General features: G+C 63.5%; 20 protein-coding genes and 1 pseudogene. 10 read left to right on the forward strand and 11 right to left on the reverse strand.

The window, feature by feature from the left end; all coding sequences use genetic code 11:
* Window positions 1–650: 650 nt before the first annotated feature.
* Both E3O06_RS08200 and E3O06_RS17515 read right to left on the reverse strand, forming a co-directional pair.
* The gene (locus E3O06_RS08200) at window positions 651–3,434 is read right to left on the reverse strand and encodes a UvrD-helicase domain-containing protein (protein WP_166788143.1); all 2,784 of its coding nucleotides are present in this window, start codon (window positions 3,432–3,434) and stop codon (window positions 651–653) included.
* Complete coding sequence (locus E3O06_RS17515) at window positions 3,431–3,775, reverse strand: hypothetical protein (protein ID WP_166788144.1); 345 nt, start codon at window positions 3,773–3,775, stop codon at window positions 3,431–3,433. The genes E3O06_RS08200 and E3O06_RS17515 overlap by 4 nt, the downstream gene beginning before the upstream one ends.
* A 238-nt stretch (window positions 3,776–4,013) precedes the next feature.
* On the opposite strand from E3O06_RS17515, the gene E3O06_RS08205 reads away from it, so the two are divergent.
* Window positions 4,014–4,919, forward strand: a complete 906-nt coding sequence (locus tag E3O06_RS08205) for a YDG/SRA domain-containing protein (RefSeq protein WP_134502606.1) — start codon at window positions 4,014–4,016, stop codon at window positions 4,917–4,919.
* 57 nt (window positions 4,920–4,976) lie between these two features.
* Here E3O06_RS08205 and E3O06_RS08210 read toward each other — a convergent pair whose 3' ends face one another.
* The 4 genes from E3O06_RS08210 to E3O06_RS08225 form a co-directional block, all read right to left on the reverse strand.
* A complete protein-coding gene (locus tag E3O06_RS08210) occupies window positions 4,977–5,771 on the reverse strand; it encodes a nuclease-related domain-containing protein (protein WP_166788145.1) in 795 nt (264 codons plus the stop codon).
* 126 nt (window positions 5,772–5,897) lie between these two features.
* The gene (locus E3O06_RS08215; RefSeq protein ID WP_166788146.1) at window positions 5,898–6,500 is read right to left on the reverse strand and encodes a uracil-DNA glycosylase; all 603 of its coding nucleotides are present in this window, start codon (window positions 6,498–6,500) and stop codon (window positions 5,898–5,900) included.
* Between the two features lie 81 nt (window positions 6,501–6,581).
* Window positions 6,582–6,977 (reverse strand): PIN domain-containing protein, encoded by a 396-nt coding sequence (locus E3O06_RS08220; protein ID WP_134502612.1) that lies wholly within the window; start codon window positions 6,975–6,977, stop codon window positions 6,582–6,584.
* On the reverse strand, window positions 6,974–7,228 hold the full coding sequence (locus E3O06_RS08225; protein WP_134502615.1) for an AbrB/MazE/SpoVT family DNA-binding domain-containing protein: 255 nt from the start codon (window positions 7,226–7,228) through the stop codon (window positions 6,974–6,976). The genes E3O06_RS08220 and E3O06_RS08225 overlap by 4 nt, the downstream gene beginning before the upstream one ends.
* 526 nt (window positions 7,229–7,754) lie before the next feature.
* Here E3O06_RS08225 and E3O06_RS08230 point away from each other — a divergent pair.
* Window positions 7,755–8,570 carry a hypothetical protein gene (locus tag E3O06_RS08230; RefSeq protein WP_134502618.1) on the forward strand — a complete coding sequence of 272 codons (816 nt, stop codon included), beginning with the start codon at window positions 7,755–7,757 and terminating at the stop codon, window positions 8,568–8,570.
* A gap of 87 nt (window positions 8,571–8,657) precedes the next feature.
* Complete coding sequence (locus tag E3O06_RS08235) at window positions 8,658–9,281, forward strand: LysE family translocator (RefSeq protein WP_134502620.1); 624 nt, start codon at window positions 8,658–8,660, stop codon at window positions 9,279–9,281.
* A 6-nt stretch (window positions 9,282–9,287) separates the two neighbouring features.
* Here the strand turns inward: E3O06_RS08235 and E3O06_RS08240 are convergent, their stop codons facing one another.
* The gene (locus tag E3O06_RS08240; RefSeq protein ID WP_134502623.1) at window positions 9,288–9,701 is read right to left on the reverse strand and encodes a type II toxin-antitoxin system VapC family toxin; all 414 of its coding nucleotides are present in this window, start codon (window positions 9,699–9,701) and stop codon (window positions 9,288–9,290) included.
* Complete coding sequence (locus tag E3O06_RS08245; RefSeq protein ID WP_198415797.1) at window positions 9,694–9,912, reverse strand: hypothetical protein; 219 nt, start codon at window positions 9,910–9,912, stop codon at window positions 9,694–9,696. The genes E3O06_RS08240 and E3O06_RS08245 overlap by 8 nt, the downstream gene beginning before the upstream one ends.
* 244 nt (window positions 9,913–10,156) lie before the next feature.
* Here E3O06_RS08245 and E3O06_RS08250 point away from each other — a divergent pair, with 244 nt between their 5' ends.
* Window positions 10,157–10,336, forward strand: coding sequence for a hypothetical protein (locus E3O06_RS08250; RefSeq protein WP_134502629.1), 180 nt, complete (start codon window positions 10,157–10,159; stop codon window positions 10,334–10,336).
* 171 nt (window positions 10,337–10,507) lie between these two features.
* On the forward strand, window positions 10,508–11,485 hold the full coding sequence (locus E3O06_RS08255; protein ID WP_134502632.1) for an NAD(P)H-quinone oxidoreductase: 978 nt from the start codon (window positions 10,508–10,510) through the stop codon (window positions 11,483–11,485).
* Here E3O06_RS08255 and E3O06_RS08260 read toward each other — a convergent pair.
* Window positions 11,455–13,146: an alkaline phosphatase D family protein gene (locus E3O06_RS08260; RefSeq protein WP_134502635.1), complete on the reverse strand. Its 1,692-nt coding sequence runs from the start codon at window positions 13,144–13,146 to the stop codon at window positions 11,455–11,457. The two genes, E3O06_RS08255 and E3O06_RS08260, sit on opposite strands and share 31 nt — an antisense overlap.
* A gap of 359 nt (window positions 13,147–13,505) precedes the next feature.
* Here E3O06_RS08260 and E3O06_RS18405 point away from each other — a divergent pair.
* The 4 genes and pseudogenes from E3O06_RS18405 to E3O06_RS08275 form a co-directional block, all read left to right on the forward strand.
* Window positions 13,506–13,868, forward strand: a pseudogene (locus E3O06_RS18405) (glycine-rich protein); the annotation flags it as partial.
* Window positions 13,869–13,906: 38 nt separating this feature from the next.
* Window positions 13,907–15,178 (forward strand): hypothetical protein, encoded by a 1,272-nt coding sequence (locus tag E3O06_RS17985; RefSeq protein ID WP_241979994.1) that lies wholly within the window; start codon window positions 13,907–13,909, stop codon window positions 15,176–15,178.
* 35 nt (window positions 15,179–15,213) lie between these two features.
* Window positions 15,214–15,699 (forward strand): 2'-5' RNA ligase family protein, encoded by a 486-nt coding sequence (locus E3O06_RS08270; protein ID WP_134502640.1) that lies wholly within the window; start codon window positions 15,214–15,216, stop codon window positions 15,697–15,699.
* Between the two features lie 42 nt (window positions 15,700–15,741).
* Window positions 15,742–16,404 carry a DUF7002 family protein gene (locus E3O06_RS08275; protein ID WP_134502643.1) on the forward strand — a complete coding sequence of 221 codons (663 nt, stop codon included), beginning with the start codon at window positions 15,742–15,744 and terminating at the stop codon, window positions 16,402–16,404.
* An 8-nt stretch (window positions 16,405–16,412) separates the two neighbouring features.
* On the opposite strand, the gene E3O06_RS08280 is transcribed toward E3O06_RS08275, so the two are convergent.
* Complete coding sequence (locus tag E3O06_RS08280; protein WP_134502646.1) at window positions 16,413–17,288, reverse strand: nuclease-related domain-containing protein; 876 nt, start codon at window positions 17,286–17,288, stop codon at window positions 16,413–16,415.
* Between the two features lie 256 nt (window positions 17,289–17,544).
* On the opposite strand from E3O06_RS08280, the gene E3O06_RS08285 reads away from it, so the two are divergent.
* Window positions 17,545–17,754: a hypothetical protein gene (locus E3O06_RS08285; protein WP_134502648.1), complete on the forward strand. Its 210-nt coding sequence runs from the start codon at window positions 17,545–17,547 to the stop codon at window positions 17,752–17,754.
* On the opposite strand, the gene E3O06_RS08290 is transcribed toward E3O06_RS08285, so the two are convergent.
* The gene (locus E3O06_RS08290; protein ID WP_134502651.1) at window positions 17,751–18,434 is read right to left on the reverse strand and encodes a hypothetical protein; all 684 of its coding nucleotides are present in this window, start codon (window positions 18,432–18,434) and stop codon (window positions 17,751–17,753) included. The two genes, E3O06_RS08285 and E3O06_RS08290, sit on opposite strands and share 4 nt — an antisense overlap.
* Window positions 18,435–18,475: the final 41 nt, after the last annotated feature.

An 18,475-nucleotide genomic window follows, 5' to 3' on the forward strand; every position in this document is an offset into this window, starting at 1 on the left:
GGTCACCATTTCCCACGGAATCGCCATCGGAGCGCTAGAGCGGCTGTAGGCGGAAACCGTGTACCCAGCGTCCCCGCGAGTCACGCGCAGCGTGCGGCCATCGGTGAGTTGGAGGTCAACGACTGTATCAGGCGCGAGAGTTTGCAAATAGCTGTCGAAATTGTCGTGACTTGAAATGGGGTTCCTCCCTTGAAATGGTTGACGCTCGCGCAGGAGTCGCGAATCGCTGTTCCCACTGACGCAGGTAGTGGCGGTTCGTGAATGAGAAATGGGCAAAGGTTACCGGCGCTGAATGTCGCTGACTTGAAGTTCACTACGCCTACGGTACTTTGAATAGTGGCTTCTGTGAGCTTCACCGGTGGTGCGGGTGAACGCCGCTGTTTGGTTTCTGATGCGCGCTCTTCAGCACCACTATCGGTGTGGTTAAGCCCCACCAGAAAGGCTCTGTCGACTCGATGATGGCCTCGTGGTGAAAGGAGTGCCGGTAATGGTGCGAAAGATCAAAGCGAAGCTGGTGTTTCACCTGCGTAATCAAAGTCTGTCGCGACGAGCTATTGAGTCCCCTCACACAAACCCGGCCTGCGCGGCCACACCATCCCGCTGATCGAGCCTGCCGAGATCGCCATACGACCAACGCAACTTTGTCTCCATCAGCGGTTGCGGCGGTACGGCGTGAACGGTTTGCGGTACCCGACCACCGGCTTAACGACCGGCACCGACGGGCTCCCGTCGATGGACAGCGTCGCCTTGCAGCGCGGGTAGCGGCGGCAGCCGAGGAACGGGCCGCGCTTGCTGGTGCGTTCGAGCATAAATCCGCGGCCGCACCGCGGGCAGACGATCGAGTGCAGCTCCTCGCCGATGGCGTTTGTGCGCAGCACACTCTGGTCGCGAACGAGTTCCATGACGAAGCGTGATTCGCGCTTGTCGATCGTCACCAGGAGTACGCTGCGCCGCGCGCGGGTCAGCGCCACATAGAACAGGCGACGTTCTTCGGCCTTCGGAAATTCTTCGGCGGCCGGCATCGCGAGACGCAAGACCGGGTCGTTGGGGATGGTGCTCGGGAACCCCCATTTGCCTGAGACCAGGCCGGGCATCACGATGTAGTCAGCCTCTCCACCCTTGGAGGCGTGAATGGTCGTGAACGAGATGTCGAGCAGATCCGCGAGATGTTTGCAGCCATCCAAATAGCTACTCTGGTGGCGATACCGACCGAGCACAAGCACCGATAATTTGCGGCCTAAAGCGCTGGGAACCGCGCCACTCGCAACGCGGGCGTGCAGGGTCGTCAAACGATGACGGATGGCTGCTGCCACGACAGTATCGGCTTCGACCGTCATGATTTCCACAGGTGGCGCATACTCTGCGGTCGACGAGACAACGCTCTTGGCGATCTGCACGGGGTTTTGCATGACGAATGCGCTGGAGACATCCGCTATGGATTGCGGAAAACGAAAGGTGCGCTCGAGGCGCATGGTCTCGCTCGGGCCGAACCAGGTCTCAAAGTCGGTCATGACCGACACATCGGCACCAGCGAAGCGGTTGATGCTTTGCCAGTCGTCGCCAACCGCGAACAGGAAGCGTCCCGGTGTGGCCACAAGCGCCCGAGCCAGGCGGGCGCGGGCATAGCTGGCGTCCTGGAATTCGTCGACCATCACGAGGTCGTACGGGCTGTCCCAGTCTCCGTTCTCGAGGTGCTGTGCCGAGAGCGTGAGCATGTCCTCGAAGTCGATGCAGTCGTCCGCTGCCAGCTTCCCGTCCCATTCGCGGCGGATAGCCGCAAAAAGTCTCAGAAACGATGCGTCGCGATAGCGCACCGGGCCGTGGGCTAGTTCTGCGAGACGAGCGGTCAGCTGTTCGTCTGTGAGGCAATTGCTCTTCGCGTGGATGAGGAACGTGCGGAACGTACCCAACAGGAGGGCATTCTCGACCGGTTTCTGGCCGACGGCGAGCCGATCGGGGTCGGGCTGAAGGGAGATGCCCCGTTTCGTCAGTTGCTTTGCGAGCGCGGTAAGTGCCGTGCCACCATAGAGCTCGCCCCTCGTGGTCTCGAGCAGTGTGGTTCCGTTGGTGCGATGCAGCTTGCGCTTCCACGCGACGTCGTCCAAATACCCCTCGAACGGCGACGAGCCATCTGCATCGATCGCCCAATGCTCGTGGTAGGCATTGATATCTGGATAGTAGAAGTCCGGCCGGTAGTGCCCGTGCTCGGCGTCGGCGGTCTCAATCTCGTAGCGCGTCTCGTAGATGTAATCGACCCCGTTGAAGAAGAGCCAATCCGCGATTATTCGCTCAGCGGGGCTCCGGACAGGAACGCCTTGCAAAGTCTGAAACCCCTCGCTCGCACCGGCCTTCTCTCCGTCGTCATCAGGGTAGTCACGGGCCAGCACAGCGCGAAAGAAGTCCCACTCGGAGCGGAACATGACGTCGGTGGCACGCAGCCGGTCCACGATCAGGCCAAGTTGTTCGATGTCCTTACCGCCCTCGAGCCAGGGCGCTAGCGACGGCTTCTTTCCGGTGGCCTGGCCGATGACTTCGAGGCCGAATGCGTGAAATGTGCGGGCGACGACCTTGTCTGCGTCAAGTCCGAGCGGGGTGAGGCGGTCGCGGGTGCGCTGCTGCAATTGTTTGGCTGCCGCCGAGTTGAAGGCGAGCATGAGTATTTTGTCGGCCGAAATGAGGTTGCGGTGCAGCGCGTAGCCGGCCTTGGCCACCATAGTGGAGGTCTTGCCAGAGCCGGCGGATGCCACGACGAGCATACGGTTGTCAAAACAGATCACGGCGCGGGTCTGCTCTGGGGTCAACGGCGAGGATTCCACGTTGTCGAAGAATTCGCGGCACTCATCCGTTTCCCGCTCGAGGTGATTCAGGTTCTCACGGGCAGTTACATCCTGCACGTCTTCCGACCAGTGCGCAATCGTGTCCGCGACGTTGCCGGTCTGGGCCGCAATATGGTAGTGCAGAGTCTTGTTGTCGAGCAGGTGGCTGAAGCCCACGGCAGCCTTGCGGGCCGCCCAATCTGTGTCGAATTCGGTAGTGATCCAACCCTTTGTTTGCCTGTGTTCGGTGAGCGCGGTAGTGAAGCTATTCAGCCAGAGCGTGGCCTGGCGGGCTGCCGTATCGAACTCCGTAGTGAGCTGCCGAAGCTGCAATGACTGCCGTGACGTGGTGAAAGCGTGCTCAAAGGCAGCAGCCTCTTTCGAGCGGATCCCGCGGAGCCGGCTCACCCGCTCCCCCACCTGCAGCTCAATTTGACTCCAGAACAGGCCACCGGTGACAGCCACTGTCGCGACATCCTCGACCGCGGTCGCAATGGCAGCACCGTCAATGGTGACCGTGACGATGTCGTCGTGGAGGGCAAGTTGCCAGTCACCGGAGCCGGTGAGAGTTTTGGCCCAAGCGGAGGGCTGCCAGGTTGGGAGGGCGTGTTTGATCATCGGGATTTGCGCAGTAGTTTGATCGTGCGCATGATAAAGGCAATCAGTGATATCGGAATTGTGAACATGAGGAACGTCTTGGCTAAAGAATTCATGACCGAGATCGACTCCGCTGAAACGTCTGAGGCGCCCAGCCCGTATTGCCGCACGAAGTACCCGGCCCCGGCCACGACAACTGTGAAGCCCAGCGCCATCCAGAAGAGTTTCAGACCGTTGTGTCGAATTACCTGCACGACGCCATCGAGCAGCCATGAGGCAACAAACGGCAGGATGCCAGCCCACAGCATCACGGCCGCGACCCCTGCAAATTGCGACACGATAATGGAAGAAATAATGGTCAACCCCCGGTTGCTTCATCTTGCCGCGGCTGATTGGCTGCCGTCACACAAGCAGATCCAGCCAAGCACCAGCTTTGACACGTACTTCGAACTATAGAGACAGTCCGTGTCCGGGCGCGGCCCTCGGATGGGCTGCAGGCAAGAAACTCAAGATAGAAACCCTTTTCTCCTCCCGAACGGGGTCCAATACAAAGCGCACCGCTCACGGTAAAAAATCGATAGCCTGGTGCAAGGGGGACAAATGGGCAAATTCTTTGGAACACCGGACGGGGCAAAGGTCGGTCAGCTATTCGTCGACCGCCGTGAATTGCATGACGCGTTCGTTCACCGGCCCTTACAAGCGGGAATTAGCGGTACGAAATCAGACGGCGCCGATTCTGTCGTTGTTTCTGGTGGCTACGCCGATGACGACGACCACGGCGACTACATCATTTACACGGGTCACGGCGGCAAGGACCCGAATAGTAATCGACAGGTCAAAGACCAATCCATCGATGCTCCGGGGAATGCTGGACTAATCACCAGCTATGTAAATGCACTGCCCGTGCGTGTCATACGTGGCAAACACAAGGCATCACCTTTCGCCCCACCGGCCGGATATCTATACTCCGGTCTGTATCTGGTGACGCAATGGTGGCTCAAATCTGGTCGGGATGGTTACGAGGTCGTTCGTTTTAGGCTCGAGCGCATTGATGAGCAGCCCAGGTTGGAGCCGCAAAGCGCAAACGTCCCGGATCCAGAATTTTCGACGACCATCGTTTCACGCCGAATACGCGACTCGGCACTTGCGCGGGACGTGAAAAAATTGTACGACTTTCGCTGCCAAATTTGCGATACACAAGTGGTCACGTTTGATGGCAATGTTTACGCCGAAGGTGCTCACGTACGTCCCCTGGGGCGACCACATGTTGGTCACGACGCTTTAGAAAACATCCTGTGTCTCTGCCCCAATCACCACACTCAATTCGATTTCGGAGGGCTCGTGCTTTCCGATAATTTGGAGGCAGTAGAGACACAGAAAATGACGGTGATCTCAAATCTCTCATTTCGAAAGAATCATGTCGTAACCACTGAAAACGTCAGATATCACCGTGAGTTGTGGACTCCAGCGACCTATTCGGCGTCGGAGAAACTGGCTGTCAGCTAGCTATCAACGATAAGTCGATGCTGCCGCCTGCGGGAAACGAATATATGTGGCCAGCATTTAATGTGGGGCCAGGAAATCCTGAAACACCGCGGTGATGAAGGATGGCCCTGCTATAACCAAAATTGCCGTCAAAGAAACGATGCGGAGCAGCTTCCAGACGGTGCGCCTCACGCGCGCGGTTCGAAACTCGCCGTCGATCACAGCGAATTTCGCCATCAGACTCGGAGTCGGTCCCGATGTGAGCGCAGTCCAGGTCGCTGGCGCGTCGACTATCGCCGCGAGGTCGACCAGATCGGCTTCGATGAGAGAGACTGGCCGTTTCAGAAGCCAGCGCCGTAAGTCGTTTGCATCCATGACTCGCACTTCGTCGGGCTTCTTTTTGATCGTGATCTGCCCGGGGCCGACCAGCGCGATCACCGCCTGCGCTGGCGGGAGCTGCGGCATCCGCTCTCGAAGCATTTTGGTGACGCGAGTTGCCTCGAATTTGGAGTTGCGCAGGTAGGGCTGTTTGTGGCCGTCGACCATAATCGTCCGTTCGGCGATCCAGATTTTCTTGCCGCGGTGGTGCTTGGTGTTGATGGTGAAGATTCCGCCGGGGCCAAGTACCAGGTGGTCTATGTCGGCGCCGGCTTTGCCGATGGGGAGGGCGTGGAAGACTCGCCACTCGGGCGGGAGACGGCTGAGAATCCTGCCGACCTCGATCTCGCCCTGGGCGCCGCGATACCAGGCGACGCTGTCGGCGCCCAGCGGGGAGTATCCCCAAAATCGGGCGAAGCCAGAGCGTGGCGGCACGGCTTGCTGCAGGCGGAGCAGCTCTTCGATGACCGATTGGGCCGCGATCTGGTCGCTCATGCCCGGTGCCTGCGTTGCCATGCGTCCCCCGATGGTTTAGTGCCAATTTAGCGGGAACCGCTGGTAGCTCAGTCTCTGAATGACTTCTGCACGGCGAGCACACACTCCTCTGGCCTTCTTATTCTGCTACGCGAGAACCGCGGCGAGCTGCTGGTAGGCGTCCGCTTGATGGTTTACGCGCCGGATGCGCTCGGCCGGGTCCTTGTGCCAGAGTGCCTGGAGTCCTGGATGGTAGGTCGGGATGACGGTGAGATCTTTGGCAATATTCGGCGAGCGCCGAAGCACCCGGCGCCAGGATCTGCGGGCGTCCCCACCTTGCAGCAGCACGACCTGGATCGCTGGGGCCAGGCGGAGCATTTCGAGTACGGTGTCGACGCCGTCCTCCAGCTCGGCGGCTTTCGGGGCACGGTTGATGTACCAGGGGTAGGCGTTCCACGGCAAGATGTCATACGCACTCAGGCCGACGGACTCGAAGCGATCGCATTGCCGTTCGGCGGTGGGGTCGTCGTTCTCGATGCTGATGAATCCGCTACCGGTCTCTCTCTGCGTTGCCGGGCCCGGATCGCGCAGCACGGAGAGCACGCGAGCGTTGATGCCGCCGTGGATGGGTGCGACGTAGGGAACCCAGAGGTCGGGCGTGCGGATCGCGTCGACGTAGTCGTTAATCGGCTTGATGTGCGGATCGCAGCGATGTTGCCACTGGTCTGCGCGGTAATTCTTGTCTTGCATGCGTCGACTCATGGGATGAACGTACCCGAGTTGCCGCGGTTGTCGAGGTTCCCGGGCTGGACGTTTCTATATCGCGGGTTGCTAGCCCGCCGTCAGCAGACGAGCATCCCTTTGGCTGGCTAGTTTGCGATCGAATGTGTACAGCGGTTGATTCGACGTCATGTCTGCCGACGTCACGAGGTAGCAATCTTCGAATGACAATTTGGCATTCTGGACGTATAGCGTCAATGCTCGATCGAACAGCGAGGCTTTGGCGATGATCTGGGGCAGATAAATGAGACCCTGAATGGCCTCGCGCTGCTGCTCGCGAGTGAGTCCATACGCGCGCCCCAGCACGAACGCCGTCTCGACGAGTGCGATATCTGAGACGACAAAGGTGCCACCCGCCTGCAGCAGAGCCACAGCGGCGTCATGCTGTTCGGGCACATCATTGAGCAGCAATCGGAGAACGACATTTGCGTCCAGGGAGGCGCTCAATCTGCGCGCTCGTCGTCTCGATGTTCCTGATAGTAGGCGTCGACGTCGGTGATGGGCTCGATGATAGTCACGTAACTGGAGATGCGCGCGCTGAGCGCTTCGATGCCGGCGATCGGCGCGATGTTTATCGTGTTGTTAGCTTCGTCGATCGAGATTTCCAGTCGATCACCGCGCTCAAGTCGTAGGGCTTTGCGCACCGCTGCGGGAAGAGTTAGCTGTCCCTTGCTGCTCAGGGTGACGATGGCCTTCATGGCTTACATTTTAGACGGTGTAAGACTATGACGCCAGAGACTGCGGTCAATCGTGCAGCAGGGCCTGATGGGCTGACTAAAGCCGGTCGGTGATTCGTTGCGGCGGGATGACGCGTCGCTTACACACTCGCTGCGCCTTCGACTGCACCCTGGTCTCCAGTGGTCAAACTTGTGCGCCTTTCAGTGAAGGCCACACACGTCGGCGCGGTGCGCAATTCGCAAAACATAGACGATTTGCGCGTTTTCGTCGATCGCAACCAGAACGCGGTAGGCGATAAGCGGAGCAATTCGAGGATGGTTCTGTGCAGGAACTGCTTCCAGGCACTCGTGGATGTCGCCTCGACGAGTAGTTGCGAAGTGAGCCTGCGGTCGGGGAGGCGGTCACCGGAGGTTTGGTGACGCCACCGAAGGCATCCGCTGTATCAAAGCGTCGACGCGCACGGCGCAGGATGGCTGCGGGGCTGGGAGGCTTTGCTCAGGTTTGGCTGGGCACAATAGAAACCCCAGCCAAACCGAAGGGCCCCCAATGAGCAACCTCCAGCGCATTCTGAGCATGGCATCCAAGGCCCTTGATAAGAAGGGGCAGCCGTCCTCCGGCGGCTCAGGCAAGACCGATTGGCGCGAGATGGTGCGCACCGCAGCCGACAAGGTCACCGGAGACAGCAGGCCCCCGGCGAATAACGCGCAAAGAAGTGCCGCTCCCGTCTCAGCTGCGAAAGCGGCGCCGGCGGTGAGCGCGGACGACCGCGCGGCTATCGCCCGTTACGACTACCTGCTGCAGACCGCGCAGCCGCAGCAGCTCGAGCAGGTGCACCGCGATGCGTTCGCGCGGCTCACGCCGGCTCAACGCGACGAGGTCAATTCCCAGTTGCGCGCCGAGCTGCCCGCCAACGAATACCCGGCATCGACCAGCCCGGACGACCTGGCCCGGTCGGCCACCCGCGGCGAAGCCCAGAATCCCGGCTTCCTGAAGAAACTGTTCGCGAAGCCGTCCGGCCGAGGAGTCGGCGGCGCTCTGGCCGGAGCCGCTGTCGGGCTCGGGGCCGGCGGGCTGCTCGCTGCCGTCGCCGGTGGCGCGGTGCTCAGTACTGTGGCCGGGCCTCTGCTGGAACAGGCGGCCGGCTTCGGCGTCGATTTCGAGAACCTTGCCGGCGGTCTTGAGGGAGTCACCCAGGGCGTTGATTTCGAGAACCTTGCCGGCGGTGTCGAGGGAGTCACCCAGGGCGTCGCCGACGGCGCGGGCGAGTACGCGACCGGACTGGGCGAGCAGGTGAAAGATCTAGGATCGAACTTTGAGATCCCCGGTCTCTCGGCACTCGGCAACCTGTTTGGCCGCGACTAGGCCATACCGACAAAGCTGGCTGCCAGCCGGCACGCTGCCTGAACCTGGGGAGCCATCGGAACGATGGCTCCCGCGCTACGCTGGCATGTGCAACTTTCCCTATGGCTGGCCCTCGTGGGCGCCGGCGTGCTGATCAGCTTCACCCCGGGCGCTGGCGCGATCAACACCATGAACAACTCGCTGACCAGTGGGTTTCGCCGGTCGATCTGGGGAATTTTCGGGCAGCAGGCGGCGCTCGTCGTGCACGTGATTGTGGTGGCGCTCGGCGTCGGGGTGCTTGTCACCAGCTCACCCGTCCTGTTCAACGTCATTCGGTATGCCGGGGCCGCCTACCTGGTGTTTCTGGGCATCCGTTTAATTCTGCAGAAACCCGACCCGTCTCGAGACCTGGCTGCACCGCGAGCCAGGGAACTCGCGTGGTCGATGTTTCGCCGCGGCCTGTGGGTGAACCTGCTCAATCCCAAGGCTCTCGTGTTCTTTCTCGCGTTCATGCCGCAGTTCATCCAGCCGGAGCAGCCGCTGCTCCCCCAGTATTTGGTGCTGACCGTCACCGTGGTTCTTATCGACGTCCTGGTGATGTGGTTCTTCTTCGCGGTGGCGGCGCGGTCGTTTCAGCGGTTCACGAACACGGCCCGCGGGCAGCTGATTCTCAACCGCACGTTCGGCCTGCTGTTCGTGGCTGTCGCGCTGCTGCTGGCGCTGGTGCACTGAGGCTGCTCAGGGCGCGACCAGCGGGAGGTCGGGAAACGCGGTACGGTACCGGCGCGCGTCTCTCGTTACCAGGGTGAGCCGCTCAACGACGGCATGTGCACCGATGAAAAAATCCGGGAGGGTCGTGGTGCGGGTGCCGCCGCGGCTGCGATACGCCTGATGCGCCCGAGCCGCAAGAAAACCGGCGGGCCAGGGCAACGGGGCGCGGCGAAAAGTTTTCGGGGGCAGCGCGGCGTCTTGCGCGGCAATCGATGCAAAGGCCAGCGACACGTCCGCGTAAACGATCGGATTGATCCAGACCTCTCCCGAGCGAGCGGCCTCGGCGAGCGCGGCTTCTGACCACGTCGACCAGAGAGGATCTTGAGTGATGATACCGAGCAGAACGTTTGAATCGATCAGGAATCCGCGCGACTCAGTCATCTTCATAGGCGCGGGTAAGTTGCATGATCTCGTCAGTGGTCAGGGACTTCTGGGCGGACCCCCTCAGCCCGGCCAGCATCAGATCGGCTCGATCGTGCTTCGAGGCAGAGGCCAGCGGGGTGAGCACGACCATTCCGTCGCGTTCGGTGAACTCGACGTCGGTCTGGGGCATGAGTCCGTAGCGCTCACGCACCCATTGTGGAATCGTCACCTGGCCTTTCGAAGTGATTCGCATGCCTCGAGTGCAGTTCTTACTGGTCATGGTAATACTTACGATTCGAGCCCAGCGGCATCCGTTTTTGGGAAGCGCGGCGCGACCGACAGCTGCCCACGCTGCTACGTGCTGCTCGCGCGACCGGCAGGCCACACGCGCGAGCCGCTTTTGGGCGCGCGCCAGCTCGAGCGGGAGGCGTGTCCAGCGCGACCTCACCCGCATCGAGGGGTTTCTACGCTCAGTGATTCTGCCGCAGCTCGCCGATCCGCTCACTTTCGACGTGGTGCTCCCGCTGGTGCAACGGCTGACCGGCGCGAATCGCGCCAGAGCGGATGCAGCGCTGGCCCGGTGGGCGCACGACGGCGACCCCTGGCTGAACCGGGCCGCCGGCATCGTGAACGAGCGGATCGCGAGCAAATAGGGAGCGGGGGCATCCGCTTAGGGGAGTTGCGCGGCCGGAAGCTGCCGGCGCGGCCACCGGCTGCTCGCGCTGCTGGCACGCCACGCGCTCCAGCAGGGTCGGCGCGCGCGGGCAGCGGCATCCGTTGGCAGCACGCGACGCCGGGTCGCACCTCGCGCGTAGGCTGCGGGTATGCGCGCAATCATCGTGAACTCCCCCGGCGGGCCGGATGCCCTGACCCTTTCGACCGTGCCCGACCTCGAAATCGGGTCCCACGACATTCGAATCGAGGTAGCCGCGGCGGGTGTGAACCGAGCGGATGTCTCGCAGCGGCAGGGCCGTTACCCTTCGCCCGCCGGCGCACCGCAGTGGCCGGGGCTCGAAGTCTCCGGCGTGGTCACCGAAATCGGCGACGACGTGACCCGTTTCGGCGTCGGAGACCGGGTCTGCGCCCTGCTTCCCGGTGGCGGGTATGCCACCGAAGCCGTGGTGCACGAAGGCCTGGCGCTGCTGGTGCCGCTGTCGATGGACCTCATCGATGCCGCCGGCCTGGTCGAAGCCCTCGCCACGGTGTGGTCGAACGTGTTCATGAGCGGCGAGCTCGCTCCCGGTGAGACCCTGCTCGTGCACGGCGGCGGCAGCGGAATCGGCACGACCGCCATCCAACTCGCCCGACTGATGGACGCCCGCGTAGCCGTGACGGCCGGGTCGGCCGAGAAACTCGCCGTCTGCGAGACCCTCGGGGCCGAGGTGCTCATCAACTACCGCGAGCAGGACTTCGTGGCCGAGATCAAGGCCGCCACCGACGGGCGCGGCGCCGACGTGATCCTCGACATCATGGGCGGCTCCTATGCGGCACGCAACATCGAGGCCATCGCGGTCAACGGGCGCATCATGGTGATCGCCAACCAGAGCGGCGAACCGGCCACCTTCGACCCGTTCCGGCTCATGCAGAAACGGGCCCGGTACTGGGCGACCACCCTGCGCGCGCGCTCGCTGGCCGAGAGAATCGCCATCATACGTTCGCTCGAATCAATGGTCTGGCCCTTCGTTGCGTCGGGCGAGTTTCGCCCGGTGATCGACGGCCGATTCTCGTTTGCGACCGCAGCGGATGCGCACCGGCGGCTGGAATCATCCGCTCACGTCGGCAAAATCGTGCTCGTGCCCTGACCCGCTCGGGGCGTCAGGGTGATTGTTGCCACCGTCTCCACGAGCGGATGCCGGTGGTCGCCGGCATGGACGACTCCCTTCTCCCACCGAATCGTGAGCCCGGCCGGGGTGTCGTCGAGGCTCGCCAGACAGTTGTCGAACCAGGGCCCCTTGATGCCCGCCCAGCGGAACGGCGGCGACGCGACTCCAGCGGACCGGGCCAGCCGGGCGCTCAGTCGCGTGGCGATGCCATAGGCGAGTACGGCGGAGAACGATCGCATGGCAATGGGGAGCGGATTGCGGATCGGCGAGCAGACGGCCTGCACGATGCGGCTCCCCGAGGTTCGCTCGACCTCGGAGACTGTGGAGTAGTGCACGTCACCTGACAGGAACGTCACCGTAGCGGGCGCCGTTCCGCGTTGGCCGTCGGCCACCTCGGTGACCATCCGCGCCACCTCGCGGAAGCTGCGCTGGAAGGCACCCCAATGCTCCAGGTCGACCAGCTGACGCAGCCGTTCGCCGACCCGCGCGGCCGACCGACCCCAGGCCCCTTCGGAAATGGCTTCGTCCCAGGATTCCAGATGGTGGAGGCCGGGCGGAAGCAGAAAGGGCAGCGAGGTGCCGATCAAAAGGTGCCGAAAGCCGCCTCGCATCCGCTCATTCAGCCAGCCGATCTCGTCGTCGTCTAATAATGCCCGCCGGGCCGGGTCGAGTTCGCGGGCTGCGCGGGAGTCGACCACGATCAGTCGAACATCGCTGATGTCTCGGCAATAACTCCATCGGTAGCTCGTGGGCTGCTGGTCACACCGTTCGGCAAATGCGTCGAGCGCGACGCTCAGGTCGAGTTCATCCGGGCCATCGTGGGCAGCGATCAGGCGCCAGATGTCATCGCCGGCTCGTTCGGCGGGTGACATGTTGCCGAGATGCTGGTACACCCAGTAGGAGGCCAACCCCGCCACAATGCGCCCCCGCCACCACGTCGTCGCCTCCATCTTGCGCTTCCAGCTCAGCGAGGTATTCCAGTCGTCGCGAATGTCATGGTCATCGAAAATCATCGCGGTCGGCACGGTCGACAGCAGCCAGCGGTTCGCGTCGTCTGACCAGGCCAGGCGGTAGAGGTGTGCGTATTCTTCGTAGTCGGCCAGTTCCTTGCCGGGCGGCTCGCTGATGTCACGCCGAGCCCGAATGAACTCCTGCATCTTCTCCGTGGTCAGGTCGGCGTAGACCTGGTCGCCGAGAAAGAGGATCAAATCCGGCCGCGGCACGTCATTGTTCGGCGAGGCCAGGCGAAGAGCGCAGGCTCGCAGGGCGTCGACGCCGTGCGTACGGTTGCCCTCTTCGTCATGGGGAACGCTGGTGCGGCAGGAACCAAACGACAGGCGAAGCGGATGCTCGCTTCCCAGCGTCGCGATGACGGACGCCGGAAACGAGGACTCCGAATCGGGCCACGCCGAGGTACCGTCGATCTCCACAGTGTACGGCAGGGTCGAATCGGGTTGCAGGCCGTCCACGTGCACGAGGGCGTAGTGGTGGCCGTGTACGGCGAAGGTGCGCGCCGCAAAGGATCGACCAGCGGCCCGCACCACGACCTCACCGGCATCCCGCATCTCGAACCAGATGCTCGCCGAGACATGGTCGACGTACCGCATCATCGGGCCGAGAATCACGCGCGAACTCGTCATGAGTCAGTTGTACCGCTCCAACTCCGCGATGGCTACACTCGAACGCAGGCTCCCCCCGATGTGGTGTCGGGACATCTTGGCCAGGGTCGCTTAAACTCCAGATAACCTCAACGGGATAGTCGAACCAGCTTCGTCACGTAGGGCCGCAGATCCGCCATGGGCGGGCTTGGCGGTGATGGGCCATTCCCATCCGAGCTGAAAGACGATCCACCGTGATTTCTCGTTCTGAGCTACACCTGTCTGAAAAATCACGGCGGCGCGGTCTTTTCGGTTCACTGGCTGCGGCGCTGGCCATTGGTCTTGGTGCGGCGAGCAGTCTCGTGCTCGCCGCCCCCGCCGCGGCCGTGGGCAACAATCCGATGCCGAATTGCGTACTCACCGGTGATGAAGCGCGATGCAGCTTCACCTATTACAGCACCGGGGCTGAACAAACCTTTACCGTGCCCGACGGGATCACGTCGCTGGATATCACGCTGGTTGGTGGCTCGGGTGGCTCCTGGCCTTCCTATCCAGGAGGCGCCGGAGCGTCAGTGACGCAGAGCATTGCGGTAACACCGGGCCAGTCCCTCTATGTCCTCGTCGCTGGAAACGGTCAAAACGGCTCGTACGATGGCGGCGGGGCCGGCGGTTACAACGGCGGCGGCTGGGGCGGCGGCTCTCCGTATTCAACGTGGGTCGGCGCGGGCGGCGGCGGCGGCTCTGACATTCGAACGGTCCCTCAATCCGGCTCAGATTCGCTTTCATTGAGAACCTCACCAGCGTGGCGGCCTATTCAACGACCGAACCGACCGACGAGTTTCTCGATAACACCATCCGTTTTACCGTCGCCGGCAGCACTATCGTCACCGCTGGCTACGGCGGATTCAGCACGAACACGACCATGACGATCGTCCCGGCCGACCTCACAGCGATCATCATCTCCCCCGACGCAACGACCGTCACGGCGGGAACCCCCCAGGGGTTCGACCGCTACGGCAATACCCGAGGTGATTTCACCGGTGCGACGGCGTGGAGCAGCACCGAACCGGCCGATGAGTTCACCGCGAACTCGGTGCGCTTCACCACGGCCGGAACGAGCACGGTGACGGCGTCCGCCGGCGGATTCACAGCGGATGCGACGCTCACCGTCGTGCCGGCGCCGCTGGCTGTGCTGGTAATCGAGCCGGCAGCATCCGCTCTGACAGCGGGCGATGCCGTAGCGTTCACGACCAGCGGATTTGACAGCTTCGGGAACAGCCGCGGCGATGTCACCGACCTGAGCACCTTTTCGAGCTCACAGCCCGCGGATGAGATCCGAGAGAACGTCGTCGGGTTCACGACGTCGGGCACCAGCCGCATCACGGCTCGCATCGGCGAGATCGAGGCTCAGGCAACGCTGGTCGTGACCCCCGGTCCCCTGGCATCGGTCACGGTCACGCCCGGCTCGGACACGACCGACGTGGGAATAGCCCAAACCTTCTCCTCGGAGGGTTTCGACACCTTCGGAAACTCCCGCGGCGATCTGACCGCTGACGCCATTCTCACCAGCCTCGACGACACCGACGTCATCACGGCGAACAGCATCCTGTTCGTCGTCTCCGGCCGCAATACCGTCACCGCAACCGTGGACGGCATCGCCGGCACGTTTCCCCTGACGGTGATCGCCGGAGAGGCCATCAGGATCACCCTGAATGCCAACGCCACGACCGTGCGCCAGGGCGATTCACTGACCTTCTTCGTCACCGGCGTCGATCAGTACGGCAACAATCTGGGCGACCTCAGCGGCCTCATCACTCTCACGAACAACTGGTCAGAGGACATCATCAGCGGAGCCACGGTGACCTTTCCGCACGCCTCGCCGCACATCATCACGGCAACCTTGAATGGTGTGAGTATTTCCGTGAATATCGAAGTCATCCCGACACCGCTCGCGAGCGCGATCCTGGCCATCACGGGCGCAGACAGTGCGCTGCCACTGACCGGGGCGCTCTTGACCCTGCTGCTGGGCGTGACCGCGGTCATCGCACGGGCTCGCCGCCGGCAGGAGGCCTGATTGGCCGAACGCCGCTGCCAGCCTAGACTCGGCGCATGCCCCGCGTCGTCGTCGTTCTGCCGCTCACACCGCTTCAGACGGGCGACCGCTTCGCCGTAGAACACTGGCCGTTGCACATCACCGTGCTCGCCCCCTTCGAAACGGATGCCGCGCCCGCCGAGATCGTACACGTCACCGCTGTCGCCCTGGCCGGGGTTCTAGCCTTCACGGTGGTCGCCGGGCCGGACGAGCTGTTCGGCCGTCACCACGACATTCCGGTGACCCTCATCGACGACGACGCGGTGTTGACGAGGCTGCACGACCGGCTGGTCGAGGCACTGCGGTCGCTCGCCACTTCTTCAAACGAGGCGGCCTTCGCCGGATCGAACTTTCGGGCGCACGTGACCGTGAAGTCGCAGGGGCGCGTGAACACGGGCGACGAACTCAGACTCAGCCAGATCGCGCTCGTGGACATGGCGCCGCGGGCCGCGACCAGCGGACGCACGGTGCTCGCGACGCTCGACCTGGTTCCGACCAGATAATGCGTGGCTCGCCGCTGCCCCGGCGGCGAGTACGCTCGAAACGTGTTGTCCCGCGATCTGATTCGTCTCTACCCCGAGCTTTACCACGTGGCCGCCGACGAAAGCTGGCCCGCCATCGAACGGCACGGGCTGCTCAGTCCAGCTGCGCTCGTGACCCGCTGGGGCGTCAAGCAGGGAGCCCCGCAAGCCGCCATTCTCGGCAAACGCCGCGGTGAGTCACGCGTGCTGGAGCATGCGGAATTCGGCACCGCGGTCATCCGTCATCAGAAAGCCATTCATGAGCCCTCGCTCGAGGACGCCCTCGAAGACATGACGCTCGCCGAATGGTACGCGGCTCTCAACGACCGCGTCTTCTTTCACCTGCAGCCGCGACTGCTGCGTGACCTGCTGAACGCCCGTTCCTATCGGGATGACGCCCACACCGTGATCACCCTGAACACCAGGAGCCTGGTCGCCGCCCACGAAGACGAGATCGAACTGAGCGCCATCAATTCCGGCTTCGCGCAGCGACACAGCAAAGAACCGCGCGGGCGGGACACCTTCGAGTCGATCGAGGATTACCGGCACCCCACCCGGTCGCACGCGGTGACCAAGGGGCAGGATATCGCCGAACTCGCCATCCCCCGCGGGGTGCGCGACCTGCGCAACCACGTCGTGCGCGTCGAACGGATGCGTGAGGGCACGGTTCTCGAACGCCTCGCCTAACGACCCGCTCAGCCGGCGGCGAGGTACTCGACGGCGGTGACGATGAGGAGCGAGGTCGCCAGAGCGAGCACGGTGGCAGCCGCAGCGGCGGCGAGAACGGTGAACGTCGTGCGCCGGGTGCGGGCAGCAGCGACCTGCTGTTCGAGCGCAGTGAACCGGGCGTGCAGGTGCGCCGGCGCGAGCGGCTGTCCGGCCGCACGCCAGGTTGCGGGGTCGTCGACGAGCGCGATGAGCGCGGCCTGTTGCTCGGCGTTGAACACCTGCGGGCGTCCGACGAGCCACCGGCGCAGGCGCGGCGAGTCGATGACGGTCACGATATCGGGTTTGCGGGCGAGCAGAATCTTGTGCGGGTTGACCAGCACGATCACGGGCTGGACCACGGTCGACGCCGGCATGGCTGCGGCGAGCAGCGCGGTGATCTGGGCCGATTCGAACCGGGCGTCGCGCAGGTACGGCATGGCGTGTTCGCCGATCGGAATCGAACGCAGCGACCCGGTCAGGTCGCGATCCCAGTGGGTCTTCGAGTTGATCGAAAAAATTCCGCCCGGCCCGACGACGAGGTGATCAACCCAGAACGCCGTGTTGCGAATGGGCAGGGAATGATAGACGGTGTAGCCCTCGGGCAGCCGTCCGAGAATGTCTCCGACAACCATCTCGGCCTGGGCGGCGCGCAACCAGCTCAGCTCGTTCGCATCGAGCGGCGAGGCGCCCAGGGTGCGGGCGAGCCGGGAGCGCTGCGGCCGGTCGCCGTGCTGGCGGAGGAGTTCTTCGACGACGGACTGGCCGGCGAACCGACCGGGAGCGATCGGCGAGACCTGCGCGACCGTGGGTGCTGGCTCGCTGTCACGGGACGGTACTCCTGCGCCGAGAATTGTTATAGCCACGTTCACTTGCCTCACCACGGGGTCACACCCCGTACTATCGTGGCACCGACACCTGCCGATTCCGTGTTAACAATCGGCCGTGTCGCAGCGTTGGTTAGCAATTCCTAAGTAATGCTCATTCCGGTCTGGAACGACGTGCGAGGCTGGCGCGGAGCATCCGCTGTCAATATAGGGGTGCGACCCCCAACACTGCCTCCCCCACTAAGTAGGGCAACGTCGGCTAGCCTGAAAGTCACCCCACCGATTGGATTCGCTCGTGAAGCACCTGACTTTCAACGTTTGCGCGATCGCTGGACTCGGTTTCAGTGGCCTGGCCGTGCTTCTGTTGCTGGCCAACCTGCTCTCGGGCAACCAGTTCGTCGACGTGATCCTGCCGGCGGCCGTGGTCTCGCTCGTGGTCGGCGGCGCCTTCTCGGTGCGTGCACGCCTACTCTCCGCCAAGGGGCGCGGGCCCGCCAAGCGCTAGCGGCCGGTGCCCAGATCGGGACGCGGCACGATCGACGGGCGAATCCCCCAGGTCAGCGGGTTGTCGATCACGGCGGCGAGATCCATGCGTTCGATCGGGCGCAACGCCTGCGGGCGCGCTGCCAGCCAGTCACCGAGCATGGCTGCGCCGAGCACCGGAACGGGCGGCGCCTTGCCCGAACTCATCCGACCGGTCACCCACAGGGCGCGGGTACCGAGAACGACGAACGCCGGCTGCACCGCGGTGCGCAGCGGCAGCCGCCCGCGCAGCAACGTGGTCAGGCGGTGCGCGGCGGCTTCGGCGACAGCGAGATCCGGGGAGCGCTGCCCGGCGACGAGCACCGTGTGGCGACGCACCCAGGCAATCTGGCCGTCATAGAGCTGGGCATGCAGCGCAAAGACGCCGCCCGGGCCCACCAGCAGTCGGGCCGCGCTCGCTCCGTCACCGCCCAGCGAGGTGAAGGCGGCCCAGTGTTCCGGCAGTGTCGCGAGCAGCGTGTCAATGGCGGCCTCACTGCGCGCACGGGCCAGCGCCAGGTCGGTCGGCGTAGCGGCAGGGCGCGACGCACGGCTGAGCAGCCAGGCAGGGCCAGTCGAAGATCGAGGCGCTCCGGTGCGAGTCGATTCGGGCAATTCCGGGGGCGTCGCCAGACGCCGCCGCGTGGAGAGTATGTGAGTCATGAGTGCTCCTCGCCGGGTTCTATATCTTGCCAGTGCCGCCC

Origin of the sequence: Cryobacterium glaciale (genome assembly GCF_004402535.1) — a bacterium.
Classification (GTDB): Bacteria; Actinomycetota; Actinomycetes; order Actinomycetales; family Microbacteriaceae; genus Cryobacterium; species Cryobacterium glaciale.